The organism is Chryseotalea sp. (genome assembly GCF_057350905.1).
Window position 1 is genome coordinate 142,949 of record NZ_JBMRCF010000010.1, and the last position, 25,777, is coordinate 168,725.

31 protein-coding genes are annotated in these 25,777 nt (G+C 33.2%); 8 read left to right on the forward strand and 23 right to left on the reverse strand.

The window, feature by feature from the left end:
- Window positions 1-2 precede the first annotated feature (2 nt).
- Window positions 3-491, reverse strand: a complete 489-nt coding sequence (locus ACO1XM_RS14035) for a hypothetical protein (protein ID WP_486230034.1) — start codon at window positions 489-491, stop codon at window positions 3-5.
- 426 nt (window positions 492-917) lie between these two features.
- On the opposite strand from ACO1XM_RS14035, the gene ACO1XM_RS14040 reads away from it, so the two are divergent.
- A complete protein-coding gene (locus ACO1XM_RS14040; RefSeq protein WP_486230036.1) occupies window positions 918-1,640 on the forward strand; it encodes an SOS response-associated peptidase in 723 nt (240 codons plus the stop codon).
- Window positions 1,641-1,724: 84 nt separating this feature from the next.
- Here the strand turns inward: ACO1XM_RS14040 and ACO1XM_RS14045 are convergent, their stop codons facing one another.
- The 4 genes from ACO1XM_RS14045 to ACO1XM_RS14060 all read right to left on the reverse strand — a co-directional run bounded on the left by ACO1XM_RS14045 (window position 1,725) and on the right by ACO1XM_RS14060 (window position 4,497).
- A complete protein-coding gene (locus ACO1XM_RS14045; RefSeq protein ID WP_486230038.1) occupies window positions 1,725-2,351 on the reverse strand; it encodes a hypothetical protein in 627 nt (208 codons plus the stop codon).
- Window positions 2,352-2,514: 163 nt separating this feature from the next.
- The gene (locus tag ACO1XM_RS14050) at window positions 2,515-3,174 is read right to left on the reverse strand and encodes a SprT-like domain-containing protein (RefSeq protein ID WP_486230040.1); all 660 of its coding nucleotides are present in this window, start codon (window positions 3,172-3,174) and stop codon (window positions 2,515-2,517) included.
- 350 nt (window positions 3,175-3,524) lie between these two features.
- Complete coding sequence (locus ACO1XM_RS14055; RefSeq protein ID WP_486230042.1) at window positions 3,525-3,779, reverse strand: hypothetical protein; 255 nt, start codon at window positions 3,777-3,779, stop codon at window positions 3,525-3,527.
- 1 nt (window position 3,780) lies between these two features.
- The gene (locus ACO1XM_RS14060) at window positions 3,781-4,497 is read right to left on the reverse strand and encodes a helix-turn-helix domain-containing protein (RefSeq protein WP_486230044.1); all 717 of its coding nucleotides are present in this window, start codon (window positions 4,495-4,497) and stop codon (window positions 3,781-3,783) included.
- A 380-nt stretch (window positions 4,498-4,877) separates the two neighbouring features.
- Here ACO1XM_RS14060 and ACO1XM_RS14065 point away from each other — a divergent pair, with 380 nt between their 5' ends.
- The 4 genes from ACO1XM_RS14065 (at window position 4,878) to ACO1XM_RS14080 (ending at window position 6,417) form a co-directional block, all read left to right on the forward strand.
- Window positions 4,878-5,177, forward strand: a complete 300-nt coding sequence (locus tag ACO1XM_RS14065; protein ID WP_486230045.1) for a hypothetical protein — start codon at window positions 4,878-4,880, stop codon at window positions 5,175-5,177.
- A gap of 192 nt (window positions 5,178-5,369) precedes the next feature.
- A complete protein-coding gene (locus tag ACO1XM_RS14070; RefSeq protein WP_486230047.1) occupies window positions 5,370-5,591 on the forward strand; it encodes a hypothetical protein in 222 nt (73 codons plus the stop codon).
- On the forward strand, window positions 5,581-5,775 hold the full coding sequence (locus ACO1XM_RS14075) for a hypothetical protein (RefSeq protein WP_486230049.1): 195 nt from the start codon (window positions 5,581-5,583) through the stop codon (window positions 5,773-5,775). The genes ACO1XM_RS14070 and ACO1XM_RS14075 overlap by 11 nt, the downstream gene beginning before the upstream one ends.
- A 30-nt stretch (window positions 5,776-5,805) precedes the next feature.
- On the forward strand, window positions 5,806-6,417 hold the full coding sequence (locus tag ACO1XM_RS14080; RefSeq protein ID WP_486230051.1) for a hypothetical protein: 612 nt from the start codon (window positions 5,806-5,808) through the stop codon (window positions 6,415-6,417).
- Here the strand turns inward: ACO1XM_RS14080 and ACO1XM_RS14085 are convergent, their stop codons facing one another.
- From ACO1XM_RS14085 to ACO1XM_RS14115, 7 genes are all read right to left on the reverse strand, one after another.
- Complete coding sequence (locus tag ACO1XM_RS14085; RefSeq protein ID WP_486230053.1) at window positions 6,418-7,668, reverse strand: hypothetical protein; 1,251 nt, start codon at window positions 7,666-7,668, stop codon at window positions 6,418-6,420.
- A 17-nt stretch (window positions 7,669-7,685) separates the two neighbouring features.
- Entirely contained in the window at window positions 7,686-7,994 is a 309-nt protein-coding gene (locus tag ACO1XM_RS14090; protein WP_486230055.1) for a hypothetical protein, read from the reverse strand.
- A 198-nt stretch (window positions 7,995-8,192) separates the two neighbouring features.
- The gene (locus tag ACO1XM_RS14095) at window positions 8,193-9,002 is read right to left on the reverse strand and encodes a hypothetical protein (RefSeq protein ID WP_486230057.1); all 810 of its coding nucleotides are present in this window, start codon (window positions 9,000-9,002) and stop codon (window positions 8,193-8,195) included.
- Window positions 9,003-9,032: 30 nt separating this feature from the next.
- On the reverse strand, window positions 9,033-12,287 hold the full coding sequence (locus ACO1XM_RS14100) for a beta strand repeat-containing protein (protein WP_486230059.1): 3,255 nt from the start codon (window positions 12,285-12,287) through the stop codon (window positions 9,033-9,035).
- 21 nt (window positions 12,288-12,308) lie between these two features.
- Complete coding sequence (locus ACO1XM_RS14105) at window positions 12,309-12,878, reverse strand: hypothetical protein (protein ID WP_486230061.1); 570 nt, start codon at window positions 12,876-12,878, stop codon at window positions 12,309-12,311.
- Complete coding sequence (locus ACO1XM_RS14110) at window positions 12,865-13,176, reverse strand: hypothetical protein (protein WP_486230063.1); 312 nt, start codon at window positions 13,174-13,176, stop codon at window positions 12,865-12,867. Before ACO1XM_RS14110 ends, ACO1XM_RS14105 begins: the two co-directional genes overlap by 14 nt.
- A gap of 4 nt (window positions 13,177-13,180) precedes the next feature.
- A complete protein-coding gene (locus tag ACO1XM_RS14115; protein ID WP_486230065.1) occupies window positions 13,181-13,702 on the reverse strand; it encodes a hypothetical protein in 522 nt (173 codons plus the stop codon).
- Window positions 13,703-13,744: 42 nt separating this feature from the next.
- Here ACO1XM_RS14115 and ACO1XM_RS14120 point away from each other — a divergent pair, with 42 nt between their 5' ends.
- Complete coding sequence (locus ACO1XM_RS14120) at window positions 13,745-14,272, forward strand: hypothetical protein (RefSeq protein ID WP_486230067.1); 528 nt, start codon at window positions 13,745-13,747, stop codon at window positions 14,270-14,272.
- Here the strand turns inward: ACO1XM_RS14120 and ACO1XM_RS14125 are convergent.
- The 8 genes from ACO1XM_RS14125 to ACO1XM_RS14160 all read right to left on the reverse strand — a co-directional run bounded on the left by ACO1XM_RS14125 (window position 14,269) and on the right by ACO1XM_RS14160 (window position 22,480).
- Entirely contained in the window at window positions 14,269-15,222 is a 954-nt protein-coding gene (locus ACO1XM_RS14125; RefSeq protein WP_486230069.1) for a hypothetical protein, read from the reverse strand. The two genes, ACO1XM_RS14120 and ACO1XM_RS14125, sit on opposite strands and share 4 nt — an antisense overlap.
- A 20-nt stretch (window positions 15,223-15,242) precedes the next feature.
- Entirely contained in the window at window positions 15,243-15,815 is a 573-nt protein-coding gene (locus ACO1XM_RS14130; protein ID WP_486230071.1) for a DUF6046 domain-containing protein, read from the reverse strand.
- A gap of 21 nt (window positions 15,816-15,836) precedes the next feature.
- On the reverse strand, window positions 15,837-17,786 hold the full coding sequence (locus tag ACO1XM_RS14135; protein ID WP_486230073.1) for a phage tail tape measure protein: 1,950 nt from the start codon (window positions 17,784-17,786) through the stop codon (window positions 15,837-15,839).
- A 187-nt stretch (window positions 17,787-17,973) separates the two neighbouring features.
- Window positions 17,974-18,294: a hypothetical protein gene (locus ACO1XM_RS14140; RefSeq protein ID WP_486230075.1), complete on the reverse strand. Its 321-nt coding sequence runs from the start codon at window positions 18,292-18,294 to the stop codon at window positions 17,974-17,976.
- A 103-nt stretch (window positions 18,295-18,397) separates the two neighbouring features.
- The gene (locus ACO1XM_RS14145) at window positions 18,398-18,856 is read right to left on the reverse strand and encodes a hypothetical protein (protein ID WP_486230077.1); all 459 of its coding nucleotides are present in this window, start codon (window positions 18,854-18,856) and stop codon (window positions 18,398-18,400) included.
- 33 nt (window positions 18,857-18,889) lie between these two features.
- The gene (locus ACO1XM_RS14150; protein WP_486230079.1) at window positions 18,890-20,050 is read right to left on the reverse strand and encodes a DUF2586 family protein; all 1,161 of its coding nucleotides are present in this window, start codon (window positions 20,048-20,050) and stop codon (window positions 18,890-18,892) included.
- Between the two features lie 401 nt (window positions 20,051-20,451).
- Window positions 20,452-21,396 (reverse strand): hypothetical protein, encoded by a 945-nt coding sequence (locus ACO1XM_RS14155; RefSeq protein ID WP_486230081.1) that lies wholly within the window; start codon window positions 21,394-21,396, stop codon window positions 20,452-20,454.
- 46 nt (window positions 21,397-21,442) lie between these two features.
- Window positions 21,443-22,480 carry a Clp protease ClpP gene (locus ACO1XM_RS14160; RefSeq protein WP_486230083.1) on the reverse strand — a complete coding sequence of 346 codons (1,038 nt, stop codon included), beginning with the start codon at window positions 22,478-22,480 and terminating at the stop codon, window positions 21,443-21,445.
- A gap of 79 nt (window positions 22,481-22,559) precedes the next feature.
- Between ACO1XM_RS14160 and ACO1XM_RS14165 the strand changes: the two genes are divergently transcribed.
- Both ACO1XM_RS14165 and ACO1XM_RS14170 read left to right on the forward strand, forming a co-directional pair.
- Entirely contained in the window at window positions 22,560-22,790 is a 231-nt protein-coding gene (locus tag ACO1XM_RS14165; RefSeq protein ID WP_486230085.1) for a hypothetical protein, read from the forward strand.
- A 33-nt stretch (window positions 22,791-22,823) separates the two neighbouring features.
- Window positions 22,824-23,819 (forward strand): AlbA family DNA-binding domain-containing protein, encoded by a 996-nt coding sequence (locus ACO1XM_RS14170; protein WP_486230087.1) that lies wholly within the window; start codon window positions 22,824-22,826, stop codon window positions 23,817-23,819.
- Here the strand turns inward: ACO1XM_RS14170 and ACO1XM_RS14175 are convergent.
- The 3 genes from ACO1XM_RS14175 to ACO1XM_RS14185 are packed head-to-tail and all read right to left on the reverse strand — an operon-like array spanning window position 23,803 to window position 25,768.
- Window positions 23,803-24,279, reverse strand: a complete 477-nt coding sequence (locus ACO1XM_RS14175) for a hypothetical protein (RefSeq protein WP_486230089.1) — start codon at window positions 24,277-24,279, stop codon at window positions 23,803-23,805. The genes ACO1XM_RS14170 and ACO1XM_RS14175 overlap by 17 nt on opposite strands.
- 26 nt (window positions 24,280-24,305) lie before the next feature.
- Window positions 24,306-25,136, reverse strand: a complete 831-nt coding sequence (locus ACO1XM_RS14180) for a methyltransferase (RefSeq protein WP_486230091.1) — start codon at window positions 25,134-25,136, stop codon at window positions 24,306-24,308.
- Window positions 25,137-25,150: 14 nt separating this feature from the next.
- Window positions 25,151-25,768 (reverse strand): RNA polymerase sigma factor, encoded by a 618-nt coding sequence (locus ACO1XM_RS14185; protein ID WP_486230093.1) that lies wholly within the window; start codon window positions 25,766-25,768, stop codon window positions 25,151-25,153.
- Window positions 25,769-25,777 lie beyond the last annotated feature (9 nt).

A 25,777-nucleotide genomic window follows, 5' to 3' on the forward strand; every position in this document is an offset into this window, starting at 1 on the left:
GTTTATTTAAGATTTAGTTTTACAGAATTGGATTTAACCTTGCCGTATACATTTGTTTCGATTACTAATGAAATTTTGTCCATTCTACCTTCGTTAATATGATTAATAATATTTTCAGTTAAAAATAATTGATGTGTATATGATCTTGCAAAATCTTGGGCGATATATACATCTTCCCTACCATAAACAAGTGATGACATTCCAAGTTGGTTTATTTTGGGTGTTCCTGTAAGTTCTTTTGGAAGTACCCAGAAAGCTGATTTAATAATCTGAATTTGTTCAATTTGACAGTTAAAATCAAAATTGAACAGAATGTTAACTATTTTATTTTCATTCCTATTTCTTTCAATCAATTCTAAATTAAGTTTTAAGCTAATTTCATTATTGAAATGCTTTCTCCATTTTGGAGTGATCAAAAGTAAGTTTACAAAAAAACCAGAAAGAAATGATATTACTCCTATACCAATATCCCGCATTAAATCTTTGTCCATAATAGTTTAATAGTTTAATAGTTACTTATTTTTTAAAATTGCTAATGATGATTTTATGATTGGATTGCTGCATACCTAAAAGTAGTAATTAGTTTGATTTTTACATTTTCAGCAACGGAATTTATTTAATAAAAGGTATATTTTATGTATCGGATAAATAGGCGTAAATTGTACTTATGCCCACTGAATTCAATCATACCCATCTGCACAACTGCCTGTTATCTGGGTATAGGTTCATTAACTATAAGGGTTGTAGGCACTTTGGTATTCTCACACCAATAATTGATTACGATCATAATCCAAACAATAGCTTAAATAAGCATTACCAGATTCCAATACTTGACGAACAAGTATTACAAATGGCATCTGGTAATGTTGACCTAATACCAGATTTTAAATTTTATATCAAATACTAATGAAATTGTTATGTGCAACAAGGGTTCGAACATTGAAGAAATGGAGTACTATTCTGAATATTATGCAGAGATGGCAGCTTCTTACAGATTAGATAAGTTCGCCCAAAGCTATTGTATTGATGGATTTGTACATCCTGAAATAATGGTTGCAACTAATGATAATCGTTTAACAACAATGAAATGGGGTTTGATTCCAAGATGGTGTAAAACAAAAGAAGATGCTGCAAAGATGGCTAACTTCTGTTTGAATGCAGTAAGTGAAACAGCCTTTGATAAGCCATCATTCAAATATGCAATTGCTAATCATAGATGTTTAGTTCCATTTACAGGTTTCTTTGAACATAGGCACGTGGGAAAGAATAAGTATCCATACTTCATCAAAATGAAAGATCAAAGATCGTTTTCAATTGCAGGGATATTTGAGAAATGGGTTGATCGAGAAACTGGTAAAGAAATAGAAACCGTTTCATTACTAACCACCAAGGCAAATCCGCTTATGGAGAAAATCCATAATTCAAAAATGAGAATGCCAGCAATAATACTAAGAGAATATGAAAAGGATTATCTGAACCCGAATTTAACTAAGGATGATATACTTGCCTTATGTCAGCCTATTGATGATAAACTTATGTATGCCCATACTGTAAGCAAATTAATCACTTCAAGAGGTAAACCAAAGAATGTTCCAGAGGCAATTGAAGAATTTAAATATGAAGAACTTGAAGCACTTTAAATAGTGAAAAAGTATTTCTACTTATTTGATTTTATCATTATTTTACTAATTTTGATTTCCGCAAATATAAGAGCCCATCTAACTCTAATTTGCTGCACACAACAAAGCACTGGATAGGCGATCCGGTGCTTTGTCATTTAAATTCCTTTTCGCTTGAAACTTTGATATTGCATATTCAATAGTTTTATCATCTGTATTATTCAATGCTTTTAAATGATCTACAGTTATTCCGTTTTCGATCATAAAATCAATAAGCAATCTTATGATCTTACGCTTTTGCCGTTCATTGACCTTTGCCTTTTCTTCTTCATAGTCACCGAACCATCCAGAGCGATAATCATTACCTTTTTTACCCCAACATTTATTCCAACTTGAAAGGGTGTGACGGTAATAAGTTACCATATTTGCTAACCATCGAACACGATCATCAGGTATTGCCTGTTGAAGATGGTCAGAACCCTTCATATATTGATTCAGATCAACGTTGAAGTAGTAGGGTACATTCTTAATGACCAGTTTTAAAACCTTCTTATAAACGCTCCCATCGCGTACATATTCATCAAAATTGCAATCATGCCAATCATCAACATCGAATAGATATTGATCTTCGCGTACGTTTACGGTTTGAATTTTATATTGGAACAGTTCTATCATTTTAAATCTTTTGCCTTTTTCCTTCAATACAATTTCTAAAATGACTACAGTTATCATTATTCTTTAAACATTCTTCGATTTCTTCTATAGTAACCCCGAAAGCAATATCAGATTTAATGTCAAGTAAATATTGGGGATCAATACAATCTTTGAACTTGGAATTGATTCGCTCTTGTAAATCTGAAATCAGTTTTTTATTGTTTTTCCTTGTTTCCATAATTTATTTCTTTAAAGTGTTTTTTACCTTTTTCCATTGTTTAATAGTTGATGGACATTTTTTACAACAATAGGTTGCCTTCAATATTTTATGTCCATATTTTGTATTGATATGACCGTTATCGCATATTCCATTGTATTGGTTTCTATATGCATTAAGATCATCTTTTGAATATGGTGAAGGATTATATCCTATTTTCTTTCCAAGCAATTGCCACTGATAGCCATGACCAACATTTGGTTCACATAGAGCATGCCCAATTTCATGAAGCAAAGTATCTAGGATTTCTTTTTCATCTTTACAGTTGATAACTAAGAATTTACTCAACCTTATTTCCTTCTTTTTGTATTCACATTGTCCGTAAACAATTTTAGTGTTTATCCATGTGAATTTATAATCATTTAGTCCAAATTCCTTCAATAGTTGCTTTGCTTTTTTCTGCCATCTTTTCATTTTATTTTTTTCTGATGGTTTTACCTTGCTAAAATGTGTATATGATTTCCAAGATTTATAATCGGAGTGTACTTGCGTACTACACACTTTTTCGTATTCAGTTTCATCATAATGTGTGTAAACAATCTTTGGAATGGTTATAGTTGAAATATTCTTTACCTCACGTTTACTAAAAAATGATTTCAAAATCAATATTATTTTTGCGATCATACAATGTTCTCTTTTTATACCTATAAATAGTTTTCTAATTCAAAAAAGTATCTGAATTGATTAATCCATTATCTTAAATTCGGAACAATGGTTTTCCGTGTACGCTGCATTAATGCAGATACAATTCTTTTTTGTTTTGTTTGGTTATTTGTTTTGGTCAGACCGCAGACCTTATACCCCGAATCGAACGGGGCTGCATCATAGAATAATTTACTGTTGGTTATTCAGTTAGGGTATTCTTGCCCTTTCTTTTTTTTTATACGTAAAAAACTTGCAAAAGGTTGTGCAATAATTGAAATAATTGAATCTTTTCATTTCCGTTTACGTACGCAAAAATTTATTTAAGTTTTTCAAATTGGAAGTAAATCATAAACACTGCTTCCATTATGAATTGGAACTGACTCAATTCTTACCCCATTACCAATTGAACTAATCTTTGCTGATGAAAAAGTTAAAGTAGTTTCGTATCTCTTATTATCAATTCTTGATTTGTTATTTCTAACTATGCCATTGAAGGGTAATTGCAGATATACATCTGTTTCCCATTTAGTGTAATCAATTGGATAATGTCCAATTGAATTCATATCTATACCGTTTCCTATCATGTTAAATTGAATTTATTTTTAGTTTAAGGTCATTGTTACGTTTTTTTAAAATTGAAATAAGTTTTAGTTCTTTCTCATATTCTAAATTGAATTGACTTATTGCTTCATTTCTTTTTGAATCTGGTAATTGGAATAGTTTAATTAATACTTCATCTGAAATTTGATTGGAAAGATCAATTAATGAAAAACTCTTTCCTTCTTCAATAATTTCAGATTCAAAAGGGCTATTCAAGTTTAGTATTACTTCTTTATTATTATGTATAGTATTATCTACGACATTTTTGTCACTACCTATGGACAATTTTGTCACTACCCCCGGTGACAAATTTGTCACCACCTCATGACTATTTTGTCCGTAGGTAGTGATATTTTTGTCACCACCTTTTGAAGGTATTTTCACTACCTCTTTCAGAGTAATAATCCGTTCTTTAACCTCTTTTTTACCAGTTTCGTAGATCAATTGAACATCTATATAGCGACATTCTTTCAACTGATTTACCCAACGTATAATTGATCTTCTATCAACCTTATAGAGGTCTGCAAAGTAATTGTTTGATGCCCAACATCTTCCTGACTTATTAGAAAGGGCTGTTATCTCTGAATACAATAGTTTGGTATGAGGTGATAATCTATTGTCATACCTTACTGATGCAGGTAGTATAGAATAGTAATTAGGGTTCTCTTTGCCTGATTCAGGCGTTGTTTTTTGTTCTTTCAATTTGCTTAATAGCAGCACCGTAATTGTAATGACGGGTGGCATCTCAGATAATTATCTCAGAATAAGTGGTTTTTTTAAAGTGTGACCGTTGCAACAGTCACACTCCAATTACCTGAGTCGAGGCGTTGATACCTCTGCATATAAATACTTCTATTTATACGAATGTCACAAAGATAAAGGCCAGAATTGGATTGGAGGCCGAATTTCAAGCCCTATATTCTTATAACTCACTGATTTTCATATATGTTACAAGGCAAAAAATAAATAGGGTATCTGTAATTTATTTTTGAAGAAAAAGTGACAATTAGTGTCCCTTCAATCTCTGCCAGATTTTAACCTTAAATATGATTAGTAATTTTGATTATTAATTATTTGAAGGTATGACGGGGAATGAAGAAGAAGAATTAAATTACAATGTCGTGCAGTACATCATCACTAAATATACATCTCAAATTCCCGTATACGTTTTTCCTGCATTTAACAAGCGAAAAATTAATACCAATAAGATTATCAAAAAATTGAATGAACTTTATGGCAATAATTACAACGCTGATCAGTTCATCCAATTTGGTGAACAATACTTAAATGAATATTTGATCAATAAACATAACATCACCTTTAAGAAATTAATGATTGAAGCATTTAAACCTGTGATACATAGGTATAGACATTTGGTTTAGATTTTTTTTTCAAATTCTTATAGTGCCCCTGAATTTATTTTTAATTTTAGAATTATGGAATTTCGCTTTCAAATGGGCATTATTGGATATAACAATCAGTAATATGTCACTTTTTATTTTTTAGTTGCCATTCATTTCCAACAAATAGTTCTTAAATTGAATTGGTTGTTATCTATTTAAAGCAACTGATTTATGACTACTAAAGAGAACATTGCTTGCCAAGATATTATTATGATGTTAATACGAAGTGAATATCCTGATATGCACCAAGAGGAATTTTTTACATTTACTGACAAATTGAATTTTAATGCATTTTTAAGTTTTTACGAAAAATCAAAAGATGAGTATATTATTGGGTTAAAATATCAGTTGAAAAATGGTATAAATTTAAAATTAGTAAATTATGCAATTTGATGAAGTACGAAAACTGCAATTAAGATTTAGAGAGTCTCCTTTTGAACATGATCATTCTTGGGAAAAGGAATATTATTTAGGTAGTTCAACAGGTGATTATTTTTGCTCTATATGTGGTATTGATAAGGATATGGTAGATGATACAGAATCCGCTAAAAAGAAAAAAAAAGGAAAGGATAGTTAATCGATTATTTTTTATGGACTATTTATAGTCATGAAAAGTCCTTTAAAAATATACCGTGTTCAAGAGAGCTCTTTTTTTCATTTTATAAATATTTCATTGCCTAATCACATCAAAGATCATTGTTATGATTTTGCCATTGATGTTACCAACACCACATACAAAAAGTATAAAGAGCGTAGTCCACTTGCAACTAAGAAGCAACTAATTGAATTGCACTATGCTGGTAAACTTGCTGAATATGCAGTGGCTAAATACTTAATTGAATATTCTGGATTTTCAATGTCAGTGCCAGATACCAAGGTTTATTCAATTGAAGCAAAAACTTATGAACCTGATTTAAGGGGTACTGGTTTAACCAATCAAGTTTATACTATACATGTCAAAAATCAACCCTTTAAGTTCAATAGGAATGGTTCTGATGATTTCGATTGGTTGGTTCAAGATAAGGAACCGTTTATTAATGCACCAGAGCCAAATGAACTTATGGCGTTTACATTCATGAATGCAGATGAATCGGTTGGCATTTACAAAATAGCCAATGCGAAAGATGTTCAATTTGATGAACCGTATGGGAACGTCCTTTATAAGAAACGAATAATGGGGTATAACTTATTCTTTTTCACCCCACCATTCAGCCAATAATTAAACTGTATACGTAATGGTTACCCATCCACGATTGTAACCAGTTGAATCATAAGCCGTGCCATCGAACCAACCATTACTTGTTGCCAACACTCTGCCTAACACGATATTAGTTGCATTGAAAGTACTTATATACCCTGATGGTTGCGTAAAGCTACCTTGGGTAGCCTGATGCAAAAAGTCACTATACGTATTATCTGCATCATCACGAACTATCACGCTTATTGATCTGATTTTTCGAAAGTCAACACCGTGTGCGATATTTACTGTGGTCGTTGCGTCCATGTTCCAATCACCAATATTGATTGTTTTAGTTTTTAATACAATGTTATCAGTGTTGATACCATCTGGGGCTATTATGTTTTTGGTGAAAGTTTTGGCACCTGTGATTGTCTGAATATTCGATAAATAGACACCGTCACTTACTGCTGATGCTAAGGTGGCAGTTGATGCATTACCATTTAGATTTCCGTTAATAGCATTGCTGAATGTTTTTACACCAGTAATTGTTTGGTTCGATGATAAATAAACGCCATCCGTAACCGTTGCAGCATTACCATTTATACTTCCAACTATTGTATTGCTGAATGTTTTTACACCAGTGATTGTTTGATTTGATGACAAGTAAACCCCATCAGTAACACTTGCAGCGTTTCCGTTAATTGAACCTACAATAGTACTGTTAAAGGTTTTTACCCCTGTGATTGTTTGGTTTGATGATAAGTAAACCCCATCACTAACAGTTGCAGCATTACCATTAACTGATCCAACTATTGTACTGCTAAATGTTTTTTGACCATTTATGGTTTGGTTCCCAAGTAACCTTACAAATTGACCTTGCAAAACGTCATTGTAATTTCTTCCACCGCTTGTGGTCATTGTTATGAATTCACCAGATACGGGTGCAGTTGTTACAAGTTCCGCTTTATAAAGGGTTCTTTTAAAAGCAGAACCACCTTGTTCTAATGCAAAACTATCTTGCTGTACTGGTGGTGCCTGTTTGATGTAGCGTGGGAATGCTGTTATACTTGAAACTGCATCGAATAGCAATACTTTGCCATCGATATAAACTAAACCACTACTGATTGCATAATTACCTGCTGAACCAGTTACGGTACAGCCCTGTAAAATAAATGCTCCAGAACCTAAATATTGAAGTTCAATTGCCTTGAAAACTTGATCTTGCAGAGTGCTGAAATCATCCCAATTTACCTGCTGTCCACCACTATTATTAAAATTCCCTCTTAACATTGTTTAACTTATATATTTTAACTAAAAATTATTTCGTATTCCTTTCCAGCCAGTTTATACTTTTTTATTTGTGCTTTCATCTGAACTTCTAAAGCACTTAGACTGATTGGTGCTTTGACTATAAAATCCTTATCAGGAAATTCAATAGTTGCCTCACCTTCATTATATAAATAAGTAGTTGTATACCCTGTTTCTGATTCATTATATAAATAGGTAGGTGCTTGACCTTCAACTTCCCTGTATAAATAAACTGCTGAATCTTGTTCATGCAGAACTAATATCCTTCTATCTATTGGATCAAATCTGTCGTTTAGCATTTTTTCCAAATAGATCGTTTGACCATTATAACTAAGTTCAATAAGTGATTGATCTTTAAAGGAATTGAATCTGCTTTTTGAAAAGTTTATTTGTGACAATAGAGTTTCATACCAACTCAAATTGAATTTGGTTCTGAATCTAGGAGGTGTTAACCTTCTGATCAATTTGACAATATTGAAATCGTATGATTTTACCATCACTAAGTATTAAACAGGTTGATAGGTTATAAGATCAGCAAATGATAAAGGCGAACTTGGCTCATTTAGATAGCCAGAAGGTAATTCAAGAATTCGACCAACTGGAATGATTGTTAAACCTGATTTAATTGCCAGATTATTTATTTCAATATCTTCAATTCCTGTGACGCTCTGAATTGTATCAATTACATCATTCAATTTTAGTTTACCATCAAAAGGTAAATTCCTTATGAATGATTTTAAAGCATCTTCAACGGATGTTTGGATTGTCGCCAATGAATAAATAGAATCATAATAAACCGTTGTTCCTGACATCAGTAATTGATCACCATTAAGGGATACCAGATTTATCCTTGTACCTGCCAATTTAATTTTTGTCAGATATTTGTTCAATTGAATCTTTTCTTCACTTGTAAGAGAAACCAAATCCAAACCTGAATTTTCTTTTGCAACCTTAATTGTTAAAGTTCCACCAGATTGTTCAGATACGGCAACCGCTTTGATGATCTTTGAAACCTCATCAATTGTGGGATATTGAAATCTGTTATTTGTTAAAATCAAGTCATAATTCAATTGGAATTCCTTGGTACGTTCTGCGTACCATTCAGGTGTACCAATGAAGTTATTACGGATTATTTCATTTACTTCTTCTTCAAACCTATCCTGTAGAATCTCCAATTGCAATTGGGCATTAGCACTGACGTATATCAAGTTTCTGAATATTGCCACTTTTGAGGTGCTGTTTAAACTATTGAGTTCAGGACGTGAATTTTTATCTGCAAAAATAGAAACTATTATATCGTTGATTGATCTTGCCATTATTATTTATAAATACCATGTTATCTTAGATTATACTGCCTCCAATTGGATTCTATACTCAACCCCATTAATCCATATTTTTAATTTATGTGAAGCGGTGAAGGTTCCTATTACTTCAACTGCTTGTTCTGTACGTAATGCCAATGTTGAATTGGCTGATCCTGAACTACTATCTTTAGAATAAAGTGCAACACCATTATCAATTGCAGTTGTTGGTTCAACAATAATATTATTTAGTAACAACCCACCTTGCATCGATTGCCAGTTGCTTACAGATGTTCTACTAATGGCAATATTCTTGTTATCCATTAATAGATATGGAACTGTTAAGTCATTATAATAACCCTGCAACATTGTTGCTGAATTCTTTAATGTGGCATTTCTCCAACTTGTTTGCAAATTGAAAGCAGGGTTAAGCGTACCTGCTGCATTCTCCAGATCAATCGTAATTTCTGAACCAAATCCATCAGCAACAGTGCCACTGCTTTGTCGATCCAATCTTAATAATTTGGAAATATTATTGGTTGATGAATTTGATTTGAAAATTCGTGTTGGTGCATTGTCACCACTTGAAAATAGTGTGATTCCACCACTTCCCTTACTATTTAATTGCAGTGTTATATCTGATGATGAACCTTGGACTGTTATTTGTCTATCACTACCAGAATCAGCACTACCACCTAATGCAAGTGTCGTACTACCTAATCCACCTGCCAGTTCAATAAGTCCAGTACCCTGACCGCTTAATCTTAGTGAAGCATTTGTTGCACTTGAACTTGCTGTTATCGTTCTGGATGCACCTGTTAATGTATTACTACCCAATGTTAGATTTGCGCTGTCACTTATAAATATATTACTTGATTGTACTGATTTTGTACTTGTACCATCACTGCGGAGTATTGCATTATCAATTGAACCAGTACTTCCAGTAATTATATTAGATGTTAATCCAGTAACAAAACCTTTATCAACTAATGATCTTGGCGAAAAAGAGGAACTATAATTTCCAGCATATTCAATACCTTTTTTAACCGATCTACTATCTGTGAAATTAGAATTTACTGCACCAACTACAAATCTTGATAAAGTTGTGTTGCTTGAATTTTTACCTTCAAATGTGATACCATCACTATTGAATTCAAGTGATCCGTAATTTAAACCTAGTCCTGATCCAGCATATAATGATGCGCTACCTGCGTCAATGTTCAAACCAGAACGATAATCATCGACCTGCATATCGATAACGTTAGTAGCCGCAACACCAAAATCATTAACTGCTGTCGATAAATCAAATCCACCGATGTACAAATTATTTGAACCAGAACCATCAATGGTTACATCACCACCGCTAATTATAGACGTACCTGATAGGTTCCAAAAACGATTGCTGACATATCCTTTATTCACTAATGATAAATCAGTGAAATCATTACTGTAATCATCAGCGTATTCGATACCACTTTTAATGGTTCTTTCATCGTTAAATGTAAATGCACCTGAATCACCATTTGCAATCAAAAACAAACTATTACCAGCACCTTTATCGTAACCGAATCTTGCATTACCTGATGCATCGGTTGTGAAATAGCCAAACCCTAAGGCATTTGAACCTTTCATTGAAATGGAAGGTGAACCAAAACCAGTATTCAATTCTAATGAAGCATTGTTATCTGGTGATGTTGTATCAACTACTTTGATATTGTAACCGATTTCGGTTGAATAGTCGTAATCTATTTGGGTGGTTGTATCACCTGTAATTGTGCCACCTAAAACTATAGTGTTTCCAATTTTCGTTAAACCATTAGCAGCGTTTAAACCACCAATTGAGGATGTTAAACCTGTCACATATCCTTTATCAACCAATGATCTTGGTGAAAAAGATGAACTATAGTTACCAGCATATTCTATACCTTTTTTAACTGATCGATTATCAACTATTTTTAAATTGTTATTATCACTTGCATCTGTTGTTGCTTCAATATATAGTTGATCTGTTTCAGGACTTGTAATGTTAAAAGCACCTAAACGGAACGAATTTCCAACCCCTTTTATACCGACAACATGTTCACTTATGCTATTGCTTAAAGTTAATAACTCAAAACCTTCCAAACTGGTTGTACTATATGGTGTACGACCAACATTTAGAACAACAACATTATCCCCACCAATGTTAAATCCAAATGAGGTATCACTTCCAGAAAATAGAACGTCATGACCACTACTATCAATTGATAATCCATCAAATAAACCAACGCTTCCACCCCTAGGAATGAATCGACTATCAACAAAACCTTTATCAACTAATGATCTAGGCGAATAGTTATTTGAATAGTTTGCACCATATTCGATACCTTTAAATCCACTTATTTCACTTTCGGTTGTGACCGATCCGGTTGAAGAAATTTCTAACCTTGTAACCTGTGATGTATCATCAAGTGATGCCAAACTAATCCCTACTGCTTCAACTGATATTTCACTGGAATTACTTCCGTCAGTTTGGTACAATCCAGTAACATCATTTGCAGCAGTGTATATTCTACCAATTATGGAATTATCAACACTATCCCTGCTTATTAGATCAATTTCACCACTGGTAGTTAGATTTGAAGTTTCAACCAATAAACCAGAAAGCGGTTCAATTGAACTGCCTAAGGTTAATTTGTAGTTACCAAGAATTGCAGTATCACCAGTTAATGCACCACCAAGTGTAATGGTATCACCGCTTTTAGTTAAACCGTTGCCAGCACTTACGTTAGAAGCAACTTCAATGTCCAGTGCTTCAACTTCTGCCAGTTTATTCCATGTTCCTAAAATGGCGTTATAATAGTATAGTGCCGCACCTGTATCCACTGTTGCATCATCGGAGGCATCTATGACCAATGCACGGTCGCCATTATTAATACCTGTTTCTAAATCACGTTCTGATATTGTATTGAATGTATAATTTCGGTTTCCAGTACTTCCAACTGATATGGATTTATAGGTTCCATCACCTGCAAGGAATACTGAACCACCAAGATCATTTCTAACAATTGATATTTTAGCTTTTTCAGCACTTGTAACAAACTTATTTAAACTTCCTGAATCTGATATATCATCGGTAACAAGGGTAATAGTATTACCTGTTTTTCCGTTTACGTTGATACTTTTTAAGGCAAGAATTTGATCAATAGTTGCCTTATAGGTGAATTTGTCCGCTATATTTTCAGCGTTATAAACAGCGATATAGTCGTTTGAATCTAATTGATTACTGTCTGGAAGTTGATTAATAGTAATGTTTGCCATTACCTATAAATACTTCCATTATTAATTTGGAACGATTATCGGATTACCGTTTTCGTCACTTATTATATTTCCAAATTCGTCCACCAAATAGGTATTATTATCACCCACACTGATAACCAAGAATGATGAACTGGTGGTATTCGAATTAGCATCTGTAACCGTTATCGAATAAGTCCCTGAACTGGCAGCAGTTAAATTTTGGCTGGTTGAAACCAGTTGATCAAATTCATTTTTCCATTCGAACGAAAACGGTGCTTTACCGCCATTGATTTCAATGTTGATGAATCCATCCCCACCATTGATTTCATTGCCTATAGCAAGCAATATGATTTGTAGGGTGTTTATGATACCTTCGATTTCTTCGAAATCTGAGTTGTTTACAATAGCAGGAAATCGCTGGAAATATTGGATAGTATTATTCTGTTCAATTGTATCCTGAATCAACAAGGTTTGACCACCTGTTAGATCAGTATCCAATCCATCTATAAGATTATTATCATCGATTAGTTTCCAAACTGATTCAATATTGCCATATATATTAAGTGCAACATCATATAACGATTGCCCATAACTTACCTTATATTCTTTCATTACGCTCACCCACTATATTGATTTTGAAGTTATCATCACCACCATCTTTAACGTTAACCAGTATTAGATTGAAGTTATCTTTCTCGAATTCTTTACGAACAATTTTCGCCAAATCAGCTTTGTCAATTGATGCAGATGAATAATTAGTAATCCCCACACCTAAATCAGGGAATTCTAAAAAGTTACCTTTATTAGCATAAATGATTTCTTGCTGATCCTGCAAGTCAGTATCTTCAATAAGAAAATCTCCATTGAAAGTTTTGAAATTGTTGTTTATATCTAAGCGGATGCCATTCATTTAATTATTCACCGTGTAAAATCTTATTATTTTCCAATTGGTTTACAGTTGTATTTGATAATGTTAAACCAATGTAAGGGACAACCAAACCAGTTGTCGGTGCAATTGGATGCAGATGATTATGAAGTTTATAATCGTCAATCAATTCATTGACCTTATCTTCAATAGCATTCAGCTTATCCACCAGTTCATTTATTTTTACTAAGCCTCCAAATGATCCATCATTCAATTTGATTTCGTTATTAGCAATTATTTGATAGTCATCTATCTCACTAAATAGTAATATATGAGGTTGATCATTTTCGGTTTGACCTACAATCACAATTGAATCAATTGCAGGTATTGGAATAATTCCAGTATTTGGATTTTCAATAGCGGATAATCTTACTTCAATAATGTCTGGTTGATCATCAACAGGACTAATCGTACACGTTTTAGTTGAACTATCAATTGACTTAACAGTACCAATAATACTATTAGCATAATCCTGCTTCGCTAATTTCCTGATTGCTTCGTGTATAGTCATACTGATTATAAATACTAATCAACTATGGTATTTATATCTGTTATGGAATATCTAATAATCAGACCAAGTGTAATTCTTACACCAACGATAAAAGCAGTACTTGAAAATCTTAAACCAGTATTTGAAAAGGATAAAGTAAAGGTTACAATCACCAGTGGACTAAGAGACGCGAATAGTCAATTGACCGTTATCAGGAATTATTTGGTTCAAAAGAAGTTGGATGAAAAATATCCACTTGCTATGAGCTGTAAGGTCACCGATAAATATTTCGAAAACGGAGAACATTATTATTTATGGCAAATGGCATGGAGTCATTTATTAAGCATCGGATTGATCATTAATCCACCGTTGGCGGCTGAATGCTTAATGGACTATATCAGAGATGGTAGAAATAAGAAAGGTACTGTAATCAACCAAACACCACATGCAAGGGGCAAAGCATTTGATATAAGTGGAGTTAATTCAAAAGTGATTGAAATATTGAAGAAGGCTATTAAGGAAAAGAAAGTGGGTTTAAAGAATATTCTTATAGAGCGCGAAAACAACTGCATTCATTGCGATTGCTATTAAACCTTATCAGCAAGTTCAACATCAATTGAATACCCTTGATTTCCAAACATTCTACGGACTGATTTAACGATATATTTTCCATCTTTTTCTGGATAACGTTTATCAATTAGTTCAACAATATCCCCATGATTGACATTATATCCAAAAGAAGAAAATGAACCTGTGAATCCATCAAATTTGAAATTCTTTATTTCATCCTTTGCTCTTTTTTCAAGTTCCGTTTTCGATGTTACATTGTAATAGTGGATGGTTCTTTCGCTGCCATCTGAATCACCAGTTTCGTATTCAATACGGGTGTTATCAGGGAGTATTGATATTGCTTTCACTTTTACTTTAATATCATCTGCTTTAACAAATTGTAAGCTATCACCAATGATATTCCTTTGAAATTCAAATTTCCATGTTCTTTGAAGGGATGGAAAGTAATTCAATCCAACATATAACTTATCGTTTCTGAACCATGATTTGATACCAAATTTATCCTTTAGATAATTCAATATCTGACTGGCAGTTAATTTGACAAATCTTGCTTTGCCAAGTTCAATATCAACTGCTTCAAAAGGAATACTTGATGGGACAATATCTTTTAACAAGTCCTCTATCTTTAATTTGGGATAAACCAGATTGAAAGCCTTAGTTTCTTTCAAAAGATATGCACCATCTTCACATATTAATCTTGTGGGTGTACCTGATTCTATTTTTAAAAGATAGCCAGTAAAAACGATTTCTTTTCTTGAAAATCCATAACCAAGTTTGACAGTTACTTTATCACCCTTTTTAAACAATGCTGATTCCGATACAATCAAGGATTTACCCTGAAAAGATAACTTTCTTGGAATGGTTATCGTGCAGGTATCGGTAAATGATTCATAGCTACTTTCAATCTCAACATTGACAATTTGATTGAACTTGTATTGACCGATAATGATTTCAGAAGATAGTACTAACACTATAGAATATCATTTATTAATTAAGTGTTATTTTCTTGCTGCAATTCTATGTCAAATGGAATGTCAGAAACAGCACTGATCGAAAACGGAATTATATTTCTATAACCTTCGCGTTCTTCAATATTGTAATTGTTTATTACAATGTTGTAAATACCAAAATCATTTAAAAATTGACTTGTTACTTCAATACTGGGTTTTGCCTTGCATATTGATATTAAAGCATTCTTTTCTTCAACAGGGGATACGTTAATATTTGGGGAAATGATCCTGCCAGCGATAGCAATTCTAAAGTCATTATTAGCAATAAACTCTTTGATACTGCCATCACGACCTTGGACAACTGTTTCGATAATGTTCTTTTCACCCGATACTACCATTATAGCAGAATCCACCCGTAATGAAGGATACTTGATTAATTGACCTGTAACGGCATCTTCAAAACTCCCTTCCTTAAAAACAAGGTTAGAATAAATTGGGGTATCTAATAAACTGGTTGCAATGGCTTCATCTGGTTCATAGGGAATGGCATTCTTGAACCTTTGAATTTGGTTTAATCCAATTGAAGCAATATTATTTTTGATTATCTGTAGCATGTAATCATAAATACCTTTCTATTAGTTATATGATACCTCGAAATCCTTAACCGCTCCAATAAGTGTTTTGGTTATTACATCCTTGATTTTGGTTTCAAGTTCAGGAATAGAATTACCGTTCACGGACAAACTATTAACCAGATTGTTGATGGTTACGGATACCGATTTATTGCTACTATTACCAGAGCCAATTACATCCGTACTTGTTCCTGTTTTTATTTTTGGAACAACCGATGGTGTTAATAAACCATTAATTGGTTTAGTTCCATTGTTTGATTTACCTGTACCTGCAATTGGAAATGTTATTACTCCGCTTTCATCTTGTTTTAAAAATGACGTCAATGGATTATTCAAACCCAACGGACTTGATTCAAATGTTTTAGTAGTTTCTTTTCCAAAGTTTTTAAATACGTTTATAGCATTACCAAACCCTCTTTTAACTTTTGCTAAATCGAATGTGAACAACCCCTCAAGAATTTCAGTTGCTGGTGCTGCCAGTTTTACAATTTCCTGAATTGAATCTTTGATAATGCCAAAGAATCCCTTGATGTAGCCAATCCCTTTATTGATCCAACTGAAAATCTCTTTTAATAATTGTAATAACCACTTAACAGGTGTTAACAATTCCTTCAATGCAAATCCTATGTTTTGTAATACAAATTGGAATAGATCAAATTCACCTGCACCTACTGCACCAAATAAATTTCCGATTTCTGTAGCAACATCTTTTAATGCTCCCCATACTTCGCGGATAGGTTCTGTCAACATTTCCCAATTTTTAGAAAACCCATCAATGAATGCAGTACCCATTTGAACTAATCCCCTGAATCCTGATTCACCATCAGTAAACAGTTTTAATTGAAATGATTCCCATGCTCCCCCGAATTGTTCAAGATCACCAGAAAGATTATCTAATTGTGTTTTAGCAATCTTGCCAGCCGTTCCCTGACTGTTTTCAATTTCACTTGTGAATTTTCTTAAACCTGCTGAACCTTTGTTTAATAGAATTTGCATCTCTCCGAATGCTTCATTACCAAATAAAATTGAAAGTGTATTCGCTTTTTGTTCATCGGTAAAACCTTTCATTCTGGTTTCCAAAACTTGAATAAGATTATTTATACCAATGAATTTTCCTTCGCTATCAAAGAATTCAAGATTTAATGAAGTCATCATATCTTTCATTTGCTTTGTAGGTGCTGCCAATCGTTGGAATGAAGTTGATAATGCCCTTGTGGCAACACTTCCTTTAAGGCCACGATCAGCCAAAATTCCTTGTATACTTAATACCTCTGAGAGCGGTACGCCTAATGCTGCTGCTGCTGGAGCAACATAACGAAGTCCTTCGGCCATATCGATCATACCAGTGGCACTTCGTGTTGTTGCAAAAGATAATTGATCAACAATATGTGACATATCAGTTGCTTTTAATCCAAACTGATTCATTGTACTTAAACCGATTTCGACTGCTTCTGCTAATCCTACATTGGAAGATGCTGCCAAATCCAAAAATCCGGGCATTGCTGCAATTATCTGATTTGCTTTTAAACCCGCTTGAGCTGCAACCACTTGTGCATCGGCAACTTGTGTACTGCTGAAAGTTGTTGCTGCACCTAATGCAATAGCGCTTTCAGTAAGTTGTTTGTATTCAGTATCTGATGCATCTAACAATGCCTTTACGTTGGACATTGTTTTGGTGAAGTCCTTACCCGTGTTTATAACTCCGATAAATGCCCCTGCTAATCCTGCACCGACACCTAAGAGTGGCAATAACGACATTGCAGCACCTGCAACACCACCAAGGCCACCAGTAACACCACCTAATGATGATAGTAAACCATTACCACCTGCACCTAATCTACCTTTTGCCTTTTCAAGTTGACCAAGGTTGAAGATGCTTTTTGACGTTGCCTTTTGTAGGGGATTGGTTAGGTTGTCAAAGAAATTTATTTGAAATGCTAAAGCGTTATTCAAGTGTTACATAGGGTAGGGGGTAAGGTTATTTATTTGTTGAAGTGCTCTAAAACCCATTTCAATTCTGACCATAGTTTTGCAAATTCATCAATGGTCAATTGTTCAGGATCGATTTTAAAATGAAAACGGATTAATGCCATTTGCTTTCTGATGCTATCAATTTTATTCCCGTCAATTGACCAATGTTTTAAAGCACTGTTGACTCCCCCACGCAAATAGGGATGATTGATTGAATCTGTTTATTAATTGCAATGGCGAGCCCTGAATTTGTATTTGATAGTTCCATTAGTTCTTTATCACCATCCACAAAGCATGTATTAAACAAACCCACACTTGAACTGATTGGTGATGATTGAAGCGATGCCAACGTTGCATCCAATTCGGTTAAATTAGGTTGTCTGATGTAAGCGGTTAATATCTTATCATCTTCAACCTTAAATGTCATTTTTGTAATGTTACCGTACTTCTTTTTTAATGATTGTTCTTTTTCATTGATTTCCTTTTTCATATTTATTTACTTATTTGATTATAAATACTTGGAATTCAATAAAAAACCCCATCACCATTTACTGATGACAGGGTTTTAAAATAAAACAAGTCAATAATTATTATTAGAAAACGACCGCGTTACCTCTTTTAATTTGAGTAACAAGTAGTGGTAACTCTACTTCAATCATTTTATCTGATTGCGAAACAGTTGTTGGATTTGATAAAAATTCACATCCTTTTAAAGTTTCAGTTGTTAATTTGGCTGCAATCGTTGATCGGTATGATACGATTACATCGAATTGACCATATAAGGTTAGATCACCATTAGGTGCAGAATCTTGTAATCTTTTAACCTCGTCCTTGAGAATCGTCAGACTCCCTTCGGCAGAGTAGTTACCGTATCCAGTTCCAATAGGCTTGTCTGCTGTTCCATAGATTTTTTCTTTTTCACGTGCATCACTATAACTGATTGCTCTAATTGCTGTAAACGGAATAGTACCGTTTGACAATTGAACGCGAATTTGACTCCAGCCGAAAATTTCGCCATTGATGTTTACAGGTAGTTCATTAGGTAAAGGCATTTATTTTAATACTTCTTTATAAATCTTAGGTTATTATGCTATAGCTACTGTATAGCCCAATGAGATATTAATAAATCTTGCCACACCAACTGGTTGAAGCTTAACTTCAATATCCAAAGTATCATCGGCAAGAACATTTTGATCTCTATTAATAAATACTTCAAAATTTGATAGTTCACCGTTTACTCTCATATTTGAAATAGCTTGCTCACATAATGATGTGAATTTTGCAATGGTTTCAATTCTTAGTTTACCATCTTCATCCAAATACAACGGACTATTCAATTCAGGAAGTAATGCAGTTCTAAGTAATCTTCTTGCTTTGTTGATCGTTCTATTACGTTCAATAGTTAAGTAATCAGATGTTGCACCAATTGCAGTTGAACTGCTATTGAAAAATGATCCATTTAAACCATAATCCTTAAGCAGGAATAAATAGTTTTTATCATTTACCTGTGCTAATTGCGCTTTGGTTACACCTTTATAACTTGTACCATTAGCAAATGCCAATGTATCAAGTTCAGTTCCAGCCAAATTGAATTGACCTTTCCATGCAATACTTTCATGAACTGATGATCTGCTAATTGCACCTAATGTTGCTCCTAAAGCCGTAATGCTTTGTCCTAATGTTGAAAACAATGCTTTCCCTTTATTTCCACCATCTTGACCGATTACAACCGATACCAAATTGGCTGTTGATTGCGAAAGATCAGGCAATGATGATAAAGTGAATCCTGTAAAGTTTGCTGCTAATACTCCAATACATGGGGTATCATCAGTTTTCAAATCGGTTAATACCGTTTGAAGTTGTGAAACCATTCCAGTACTGAAATTTTCATCAGTGTAAACACCGATTTGGTTGACTTCACCATTTGCATTTTCAACTAAGGTTTTTACCTCATTGAAATTGTGTGTACCACCAGAATAGTTGACAATTGCAACTTGCATTTGTCCACTGTTGTTTACTCTATAAAATTCCGAAATGTGATAATGCGGGATTGGATATGTAGTGCTTACAATTCCTTTTGCTTCTGCTTCACTTAGTGAGAATACAGTTACAGATGTTTCACCGGAAAATGGTGATGGTACTGCTGTACTGCCATAGAATACGAAACCTGATTTGTTGTCATTAGAAGTTAATTCTCTTGACGTTCCACCTTGCCCCTCTGTGATTTTTATATTTGATAATGCCATTTAATTTCATACATCTATCTTTTTAATGTTATTTTTTCCACTCGTTTTCGTTAATGCCAAATAATGGGAGTGCCACCAATAGAACTGGTAATAAATCAATCCAAGATGTTTGAAATATGAAATGTGAGGCTATCACAACCGTAATCAGAACAAATCCGATTACGGTTGAAATTTTCCCTTCTTTTATATTTTTAATCTTGAAACTCATTATTACTTATTATTCTCTAAGTCCTTTTTGATCTTGTTAGTGCTATAATGTTTTTCTCTTATTTTGTAAATAAGAAATACAACTGATAACACTGAGATTAAAAAAGTTAGGTATGCATTGATTTCTGTTATTGAAAACAGAACCGCTGCATACGTAGTAACCCATCCTAATATGTCCTTAGCATTATTCATACTTATGCTTTGTACAAGAATACTTCTTCTGGCTTAACGATTTGAGTGTCCAAACCGATAGTCATCTTGAAAAAATATAGATCACCCTCTGGGCGTAGCCTTTCACACTTAACTGAAGTCATATCAAGAACATCGTTTGTGCCTACCCACATGTTAGAACTAGGACTATTTTGTCCTATTGCCCCCATTATGCAGTTGTCAGGCATACCCGGCAATGCAACTAGTTGTAATCCATTAATTCTATTAGGTGTAGCATCTTCAACACTGATTGACTTATTTGATAACGCTCTTAAAGCATCACCGTAAAGATCAAATGTGTATTGTGACACAAATAATTTGAAGTTAGGATCATAAGTCGCTCTACGAACATCTGTTGAATGTTTCTTAGATTGACGAACTGCACGTTGTAGTTCTGCAATTACGTTTGCTTGTGTAATTGTTGTTGCACCTGAAATATCATATACTTCTGATGCTAATTGTGCCTTTCTGATGAAACCATCAACATATTTCAAGTTAGTGCTACCTGTGAGGGTGCTATTTCCTTGAATCAATACTAAATCATTATAACCTGCTGTTTGGTTAATAACCAAAGAGGTCATTTGAGCCTGTACAGGTGCTGGTAATGTTTTGAAGTTAAATTCACCGTCCGCTTGGAAGGGTTTCCAATACGATGCAAAACTTTGTGGGTTGAACTTAATAAATACATCGTATTTCTTTAATTTCAACTTCTTATCTTCTGCTGTAAAGTTTCCTTTATCAGTATCAGGCATATCTTTATGCTCCTGAATTACATCTGATAATCTTAAAGTAGGAATGGCAAATTCATCATTGAATCCACCTTGCACATATGTGTGACCACCTCCAATTAATCTTGCTTCTTTAAGGAAACGTGCAATTACGCCTTGGTACGAATTAACGTGTGTACCACCACTTACTAATATTGCCATTTTATTTTTTCATGGTTATTTATTTAGGTTATTATTTGTTGTTCTATTAGAATGAATCTTTCATCATTTCTTGAAGAGGGGTAAGGATTACTTTTGGTTCGTCCTTTTCAACTTCATTTGTTATTACTTCTGATATTTTATTAACAGATGTTAAGGCTTCAATTGCTTTCTTGCCATTTTCGAAATCCACTGTTAAAATTGACTTCCATGTTTCTTTACCCTGAGCATTAATTTTTCTTTCAGTGAAAGCCTTTTCAACCATTGCATTGATTTCATCTTCAATCTTTTTCTTTTCGATTGCTTCGAAGTCGCTTACTTTAGTTTCTAATTCCTTAATTTTGGATTCTCTATTCACCAATTCAGCTTCTTTAATTGCCAATTGATTTTTAATTTCCTGAATAGCTGCCTTTATTTCTTTTTGATTGGCAGTTGATTCAAGTTTTAGTTCGCTGATAATTTCTTCCATTTGGAAACTCTCATATTTACTTTTTAGATTATTTATATCTTGGACATTAACAATATCCCTAACTTGTGAGGTGTAATTGGTTAATAAAGCTGAATGAATAGTTGTCGGAATAACTTCATGAGCAAATCCATTTTCAACCGCTTGACTTGCATTAAACCATGTATCTTTTGAAAGCCAATCACTAATCAATGATTTAGCCTTTTTAGTAATACCCTTGATAATATTGAAAATTGTGACATTGGTATTTTTTACTGCATCATCTTCTGGACTTCCATCTGAGTATGATGCACCATGAATCATAAGTTGACCGTGCGCATATATCTTTCTTTTCTTTCCAGCAAGAAATATCATTGCACCCATAGATGCACCCACTGAATCAATGACAGTTGTCACTTTTTTGGTGGATTCTGAAATTGCTTTGTATATAGGAAATCCATTGAATACAGAACCACCTTTACTGTTTATTAATATTTCGATTTCTGTGATTGAATCATCATTTTCTAATGATTCGAATTCAGCTAAAAACCTATCAGTTGTGAAACCCTCAGAATCAATAATTCCAAACAGTTTCATTTTTGCTAATCCTTTTTCCTTTGCGATTATATATTTATCACTCATTCACTGATAAATACTATCACTGAATAAAAAGAATTGGATAGTGCTATATCTTTTTTCTTATACTTCTGTATTTAATAGTATGATGAAAGAAACTATTAATGAATTAAACAGAAGATTGAAGTTGATTGAAGAATCACTTTCAATGACTAGAAAGGAAAGGAATGAATTAGTCCTAATAAGATTTAAAGAGTTATATAATATCACCAACTATAATAAAATAAAGGTCGGGCATGTATATGAAGAACTGGCAAAGGAATTTATGGTCAAACCAATTACGATCAGAAAGATTTTATCAGGATTGAAAAATTAATTACCTTTAATAATTGAGGTATTAATTCTCGTTATGACTGAGCAACAAAAGGAATTTGTAAAGATTAAGGTATTACAATTCATCGAAGGCAATATATCCGAAACCAATAAACTCGATTTTAAAAGGGAATGGTATAAGCTAAAAGATAAAACCGAAAGAGGTTATTGGGAGTTTTTGAAAGATACTTGTGCAATAATTAATTCTTATGGCGGTGAAGAAGGGTATATTGTTATTGGAGTTGATGAAGTAACTAAGGAATTGGTTGATGCTAAAATTGAAGATTCTGGAAGAAATCAGAATGAAATAAAGGATTTAATAATTTCTAATATTGCTGATCGGTTTGTAATCGATATTGATAATATTGAAGTAAATGGTAAGAATCTTTCAGTTATTTGGATACCACCTTCAACGAACAAACCACATGTTATACTAAAATACCAACCACCAAATAAACAATTATTTGAAAACGAGATATTTATTAGGAATGGATCAGGTTCAAATGTTGCTAATAAAGGTGACATAGATCGTATGTATTGGGAAAGGGGAAATATTCTATTAAATGAGCAACTTAAAGTCACAATTGATCTTCGATCAGTTGAATTTGATATACATTCTAGTACTTCATCGTTTCGTAGTGTCATTAGTTTCGCGTGTTATTTTGATAATTGGGGTTTACGTCCTATTACAATTTTCGATTTTCAAGTTGTGGCATCTATACCAAAAATTAATAATCATGTACTAGCTCAAAGAATGAACTATAAACAATTATTCTTCGACCTAAAATTTGGTAACAAGGCTAACTATTTGAGAGTTTTACCAAATACTTTAACTGATTATACTTTTCGTATGGTAGGTAGGGATTTTCAAATAGATCACGACATTATGCAAGAACAATATAATCGTATTGAGGAATTTAAAACTGAGCTTAAAAATTTGGGGAGTACCGCAATAGCCTTTTCAGAGGTCAGTATATATTCAGCCAAAGGAAAGATGGATTTTGAATTAAATTATGTTAATAGTATCCAGTAAGAGTATTTCCAGACCAAGGAAACACGGATGTACCTAATCCATCAGCACCTGTATTATCTTCATATGTAAACTGGTATTCAGTTGTCCAGATGATTAGATTATCGAAATCGGTATCCTGTACCTCTCCAATACGCTTTAAATTACTAATACCGTAGGTCGGTACATTAATAATAATACTTCTATGAACCTTATCTTTTAAGAGTAGTATATCTTCATCCTTATGCTTTAAACTTTGCATACAGATACGGATCACAAATATCCCTTCAATAAGTTCATGCCCATTTGATAACTGTGAATATTCGTTTTCAAACTGAACACCTATAAATGGATACCTAATTGATTGGATAATACCATCTTTAGATTTATCGACTTGATTATTCCACAAACCGAATTCTTTGATTTCAGGATTAGATAAACAGGATTCTTTAATTGCTCTATAGATTTGGATTGAAGTACTCATTATTTATAAATACTCCCAAATCCTTACTACATTTTGACTCTTTCAGTTATTGAATCTTCACTCATATTCATTGAATATGGATAAATAGGAACATTTACCACCTCACATCCAATACCATTTGGTAAGTTCTTCCATTGATCATTATATATTGATGTGTCAATACCATCACACATCATATCAAATTTCAGTTCCTTATTTTCTTTTAGAAACTTCTTAATCTTCTGTGAATACCGTTCAGGTTTATCTTCATAACAATATCTTCCTGAATAACTAAATGGTACAGAACCAGATGGAAGAATAAAATAACCCCACTTTGAATACCTTAGTGCTATTTCAAGTGCCATAAGATCACGATGCCCTGAATAGTTTAACCAATTATAATCTTTTTTATTCATGTCGCTGCCGAATGGTGGATTTGAAATCATTAAATCAAATCTATTATCAGGTAAATCCTTTACAAGTTCATCCCATAGGTTTTTGTCATAGGCATCCCCACAAATCCAATTTGCTTCTGGAATCAATTTTTTTCCTATTTCCACAAACTTCGGATTCAGTTCAATGCAAGTATAACTTATGTTTTCTTTTGTATATGAATCCATCTGTTTAAGTCTGTAGGTTAGCATTCCAATACCTGCACACATATCTATAATATGACCACCCCTTGGAGCGAAAACGGCTAAATCTTGCGCCAGACCATAAGGTGTAAAATAGACCCCGTTTTCGGAAAGGTTATCAGCGATAGCAGGATTAAAATCTTCATAGATTAAATCAATTTGTGTTTCTGTAAGGGTTGATGCTGTAAGTACTAAATTGTAAAGGTCGCGTTGTTTCTTTATATCGCGTTTTGTAATCTTCAAATTTCATATCAGTATTAATTAAGGTTATTTTTTTGTTTTATGTATTCCGAAAATTCTTTCTTCAACTTCCTTAATTCAACCTTAGTACCTTCTCTTGATTTGAATCTGGACAAAAAGCTATTAATGTTTTTATAGTTTGAAGGTGAGGCCACCAGTTCAATAAGTTCTATTTTAAAATGATCCTGCAAGGTTGTTTCACCTGATTTAATGTGGTTCACATACTTGAAGATTAGTTCATAATTATCTTCCTGATAAGGTTCATCTTCACGATCAAAATGTTCAATAAATGAATTGTAATCAATATTATAAATTCTATCAGCTTGCTTTTTTCGCATCCTGAAATAGTCATTCATTGAATTTCGAATGACAGTGCCACAATAACTATATGCTTTTGCTTTACCTGATTTGAACTGATGCAGATTAATACTAATCCTTGAAATAGAATCGTTGATGATGGTATCTGCTTCATCACTATCAAATCCAAACCCTTTAAAGTAACGGTTCAGAATAGCTTCTGCCATTTTTAATAATGGTGGGTATAGATGCTTATTGAAGATTACTTGTTTAGTAATGCCAGATGCATCCAAGTATTCCTTAATGTAATTTTCTGTTTGGGTAGTGAAGTAATTCATAACTATCTA

Coding starts and splice junctions, on each gene's coding strand:
- ACO1XM_RS14105 (WP_486230061.1), bottom strand. CDS start 12,878: ATGAAAGAATATAAGGTAAGTTATGGGCAATCGTTATATGATGTTGCA.
- ACO1XM_RS14075 (WP_486230049.1), top strand. CDS start 5,581: ATGCAATTTGATGAAGTACGAAAACTGCAATTAAGATTTAGAGAGTCT.
- ACO1XM_RS14085 (WP_486230053.1), bottom strand. CDS start 7,668: ATGTTAAGAGGGAATTTTAATAATAGTGGTGGACAGCAGGTAAATTGG.
- ACO1XM_RS14045 (WP_486230038.1), bottom strand. CDS start 2,351: ATGATAACTGTAGTCATTTTAGAAATTGTATTGAAGGAAAAAGGCAAA.
- ACO1XM_RS14080 (WP_486230051.1), top strand. CDS start 5,806: ATGAAAAGTCCTTTAAAAATATACCGTGTTCAAGAGAGCTCTTTTTTT.
- ACO1XM_RS14145 (WP_486230077.1), bottom strand. CDS start 18,856: ATGCCTTTACCTAATGAACTACCTGTAAACATCAATGGCGAAATTTTC.
- ACO1XM_RS14050 (WP_486230040.1), bottom strand. CDS start 3,174: ATGATCGCAAAAATAATATTGATTTTGAAATCATTTTTTAGTAAACGT.
- ACO1XM_RS14110 (WP_486230063.1), bottom strand. CDS start 13,176: ATGAATGGCATCCGCTTAGATATAAACAACAATTTCAAAACTTTCAAT.
- ACO1XM_RS14155 (WP_486230081.1), bottom strand. CDS start 21,396: ATGGCAATATTAGTAAGTGGTGGTACACACGTTAATTCGTACCAAGGC.
- ACO1XM_RS14100 (WP_486230059.1), bottom strand. CDS start 12,287: ATGGCAAACATTACTATTAATCAACTTCCAGACAGTAATCAATTAGAT.
- ACO1XM_RS14055 (WP_486230042.1), bottom strand. CDS start 3,779: ATGATAGGAAACGGTATAGATATGAATTCAATTGGACATTATCCAATT.
- ACO1XM_RS14165 (WP_486230085.1), top strand. CDS start 22,560: ATGATGAAAGAAACTATTAATGAATTAAACAGAAGATTGAAGTTGATT.
- ACO1XM_RS14170 (WP_486230087.1), top strand. CDS start 22,824: ATGACTGAGCAACAAAAGGAATTTGTAAAGATTAAGGTATTACAATTC.
- ACO1XM_RS14185 (WP_486230093.1), bottom strand. CDS start 25,768: ATGAATTACTTCACTACCCAAACAGAAAATTACATTAAGGAATACTTG.
- ACO1XM_RS14160 (WP_486230083.1), bottom strand. CDS start 22,480: ATGAGTGATAAATATATAATCGCAAAGGAAAAAGGATTAGCAAAAATG.
- ACO1XM_RS14070 (WP_486230047.1), top strand. CDS start 5,370: ATGACTACTAAAGAGAACATTGCTTGCCAAGATATTATTATGATGTTA.
- ACO1XM_RS14065 (WP_486230045.1), top strand. CDS start 4,878: ATGACGGGGAATGAAGAAGAAGAATTAAATTACAATGTCGTGCAGTAC.
- ACO1XM_RS14140 (WP_486230075.1), bottom strand. CDS start 18,294: ATGAAAAAGGAAATCAATGAAAAAGAACAATCATTAAAAAAGAAGTAC.
- ACO1XM_RS14130 (WP_486230071.1), bottom strand. CDS start 15,815: ATGCTACAGATAATCAAAAATAATATTGCTTCAATTGGATTAAACCAA.
- ACO1XM_RS14120 (WP_486230067.1), top strand. CDS start 13,745: ATGGAATATCTAATAATCAGACCAAGTGTAATTCTTACACCAACGATA.
- ACO1XM_RS14035 (WP_486230034.1), bottom strand. CDS start 491: ATGGACAAAGATTTAATGCGGGATATTGGTATAGGAGTAATATCATTT.
- ACO1XM_RS14150 (WP_486230079.1), bottom strand. CDS start 20,050: ATGGCATTATCAAATATAAAAATCACAGAGGGGCAAGGTGGAACGTCA.
- ACO1XM_RS14115 (WP_486230065.1), bottom strand. CDS start 13,702: ATGACTATACACGAAGCAATCAGGAAATTAGCGAAGCAGGATTATGCT.
- ACO1XM_RS14095 (WP_486230057.1), bottom strand. CDS start 9,002: ATGGCAAGATCAATCAACGATATAATAGTTTCTATTTTTGCAGATAAA.
- ACO1XM_RS14175 (WP_486230089.1), bottom strand. CDS start 24,279: ATGAGTACTTCAATCCAAATCTATAGAGCAATTAAAGAATCCTGTTTA.
- ACO1XM_RS14040 (WP_486230036.1), top strand. CDS start 918: ATGTGCAACAAGGGTTCGAACATTGAAGAAATGGAGTACTATTCTGAA.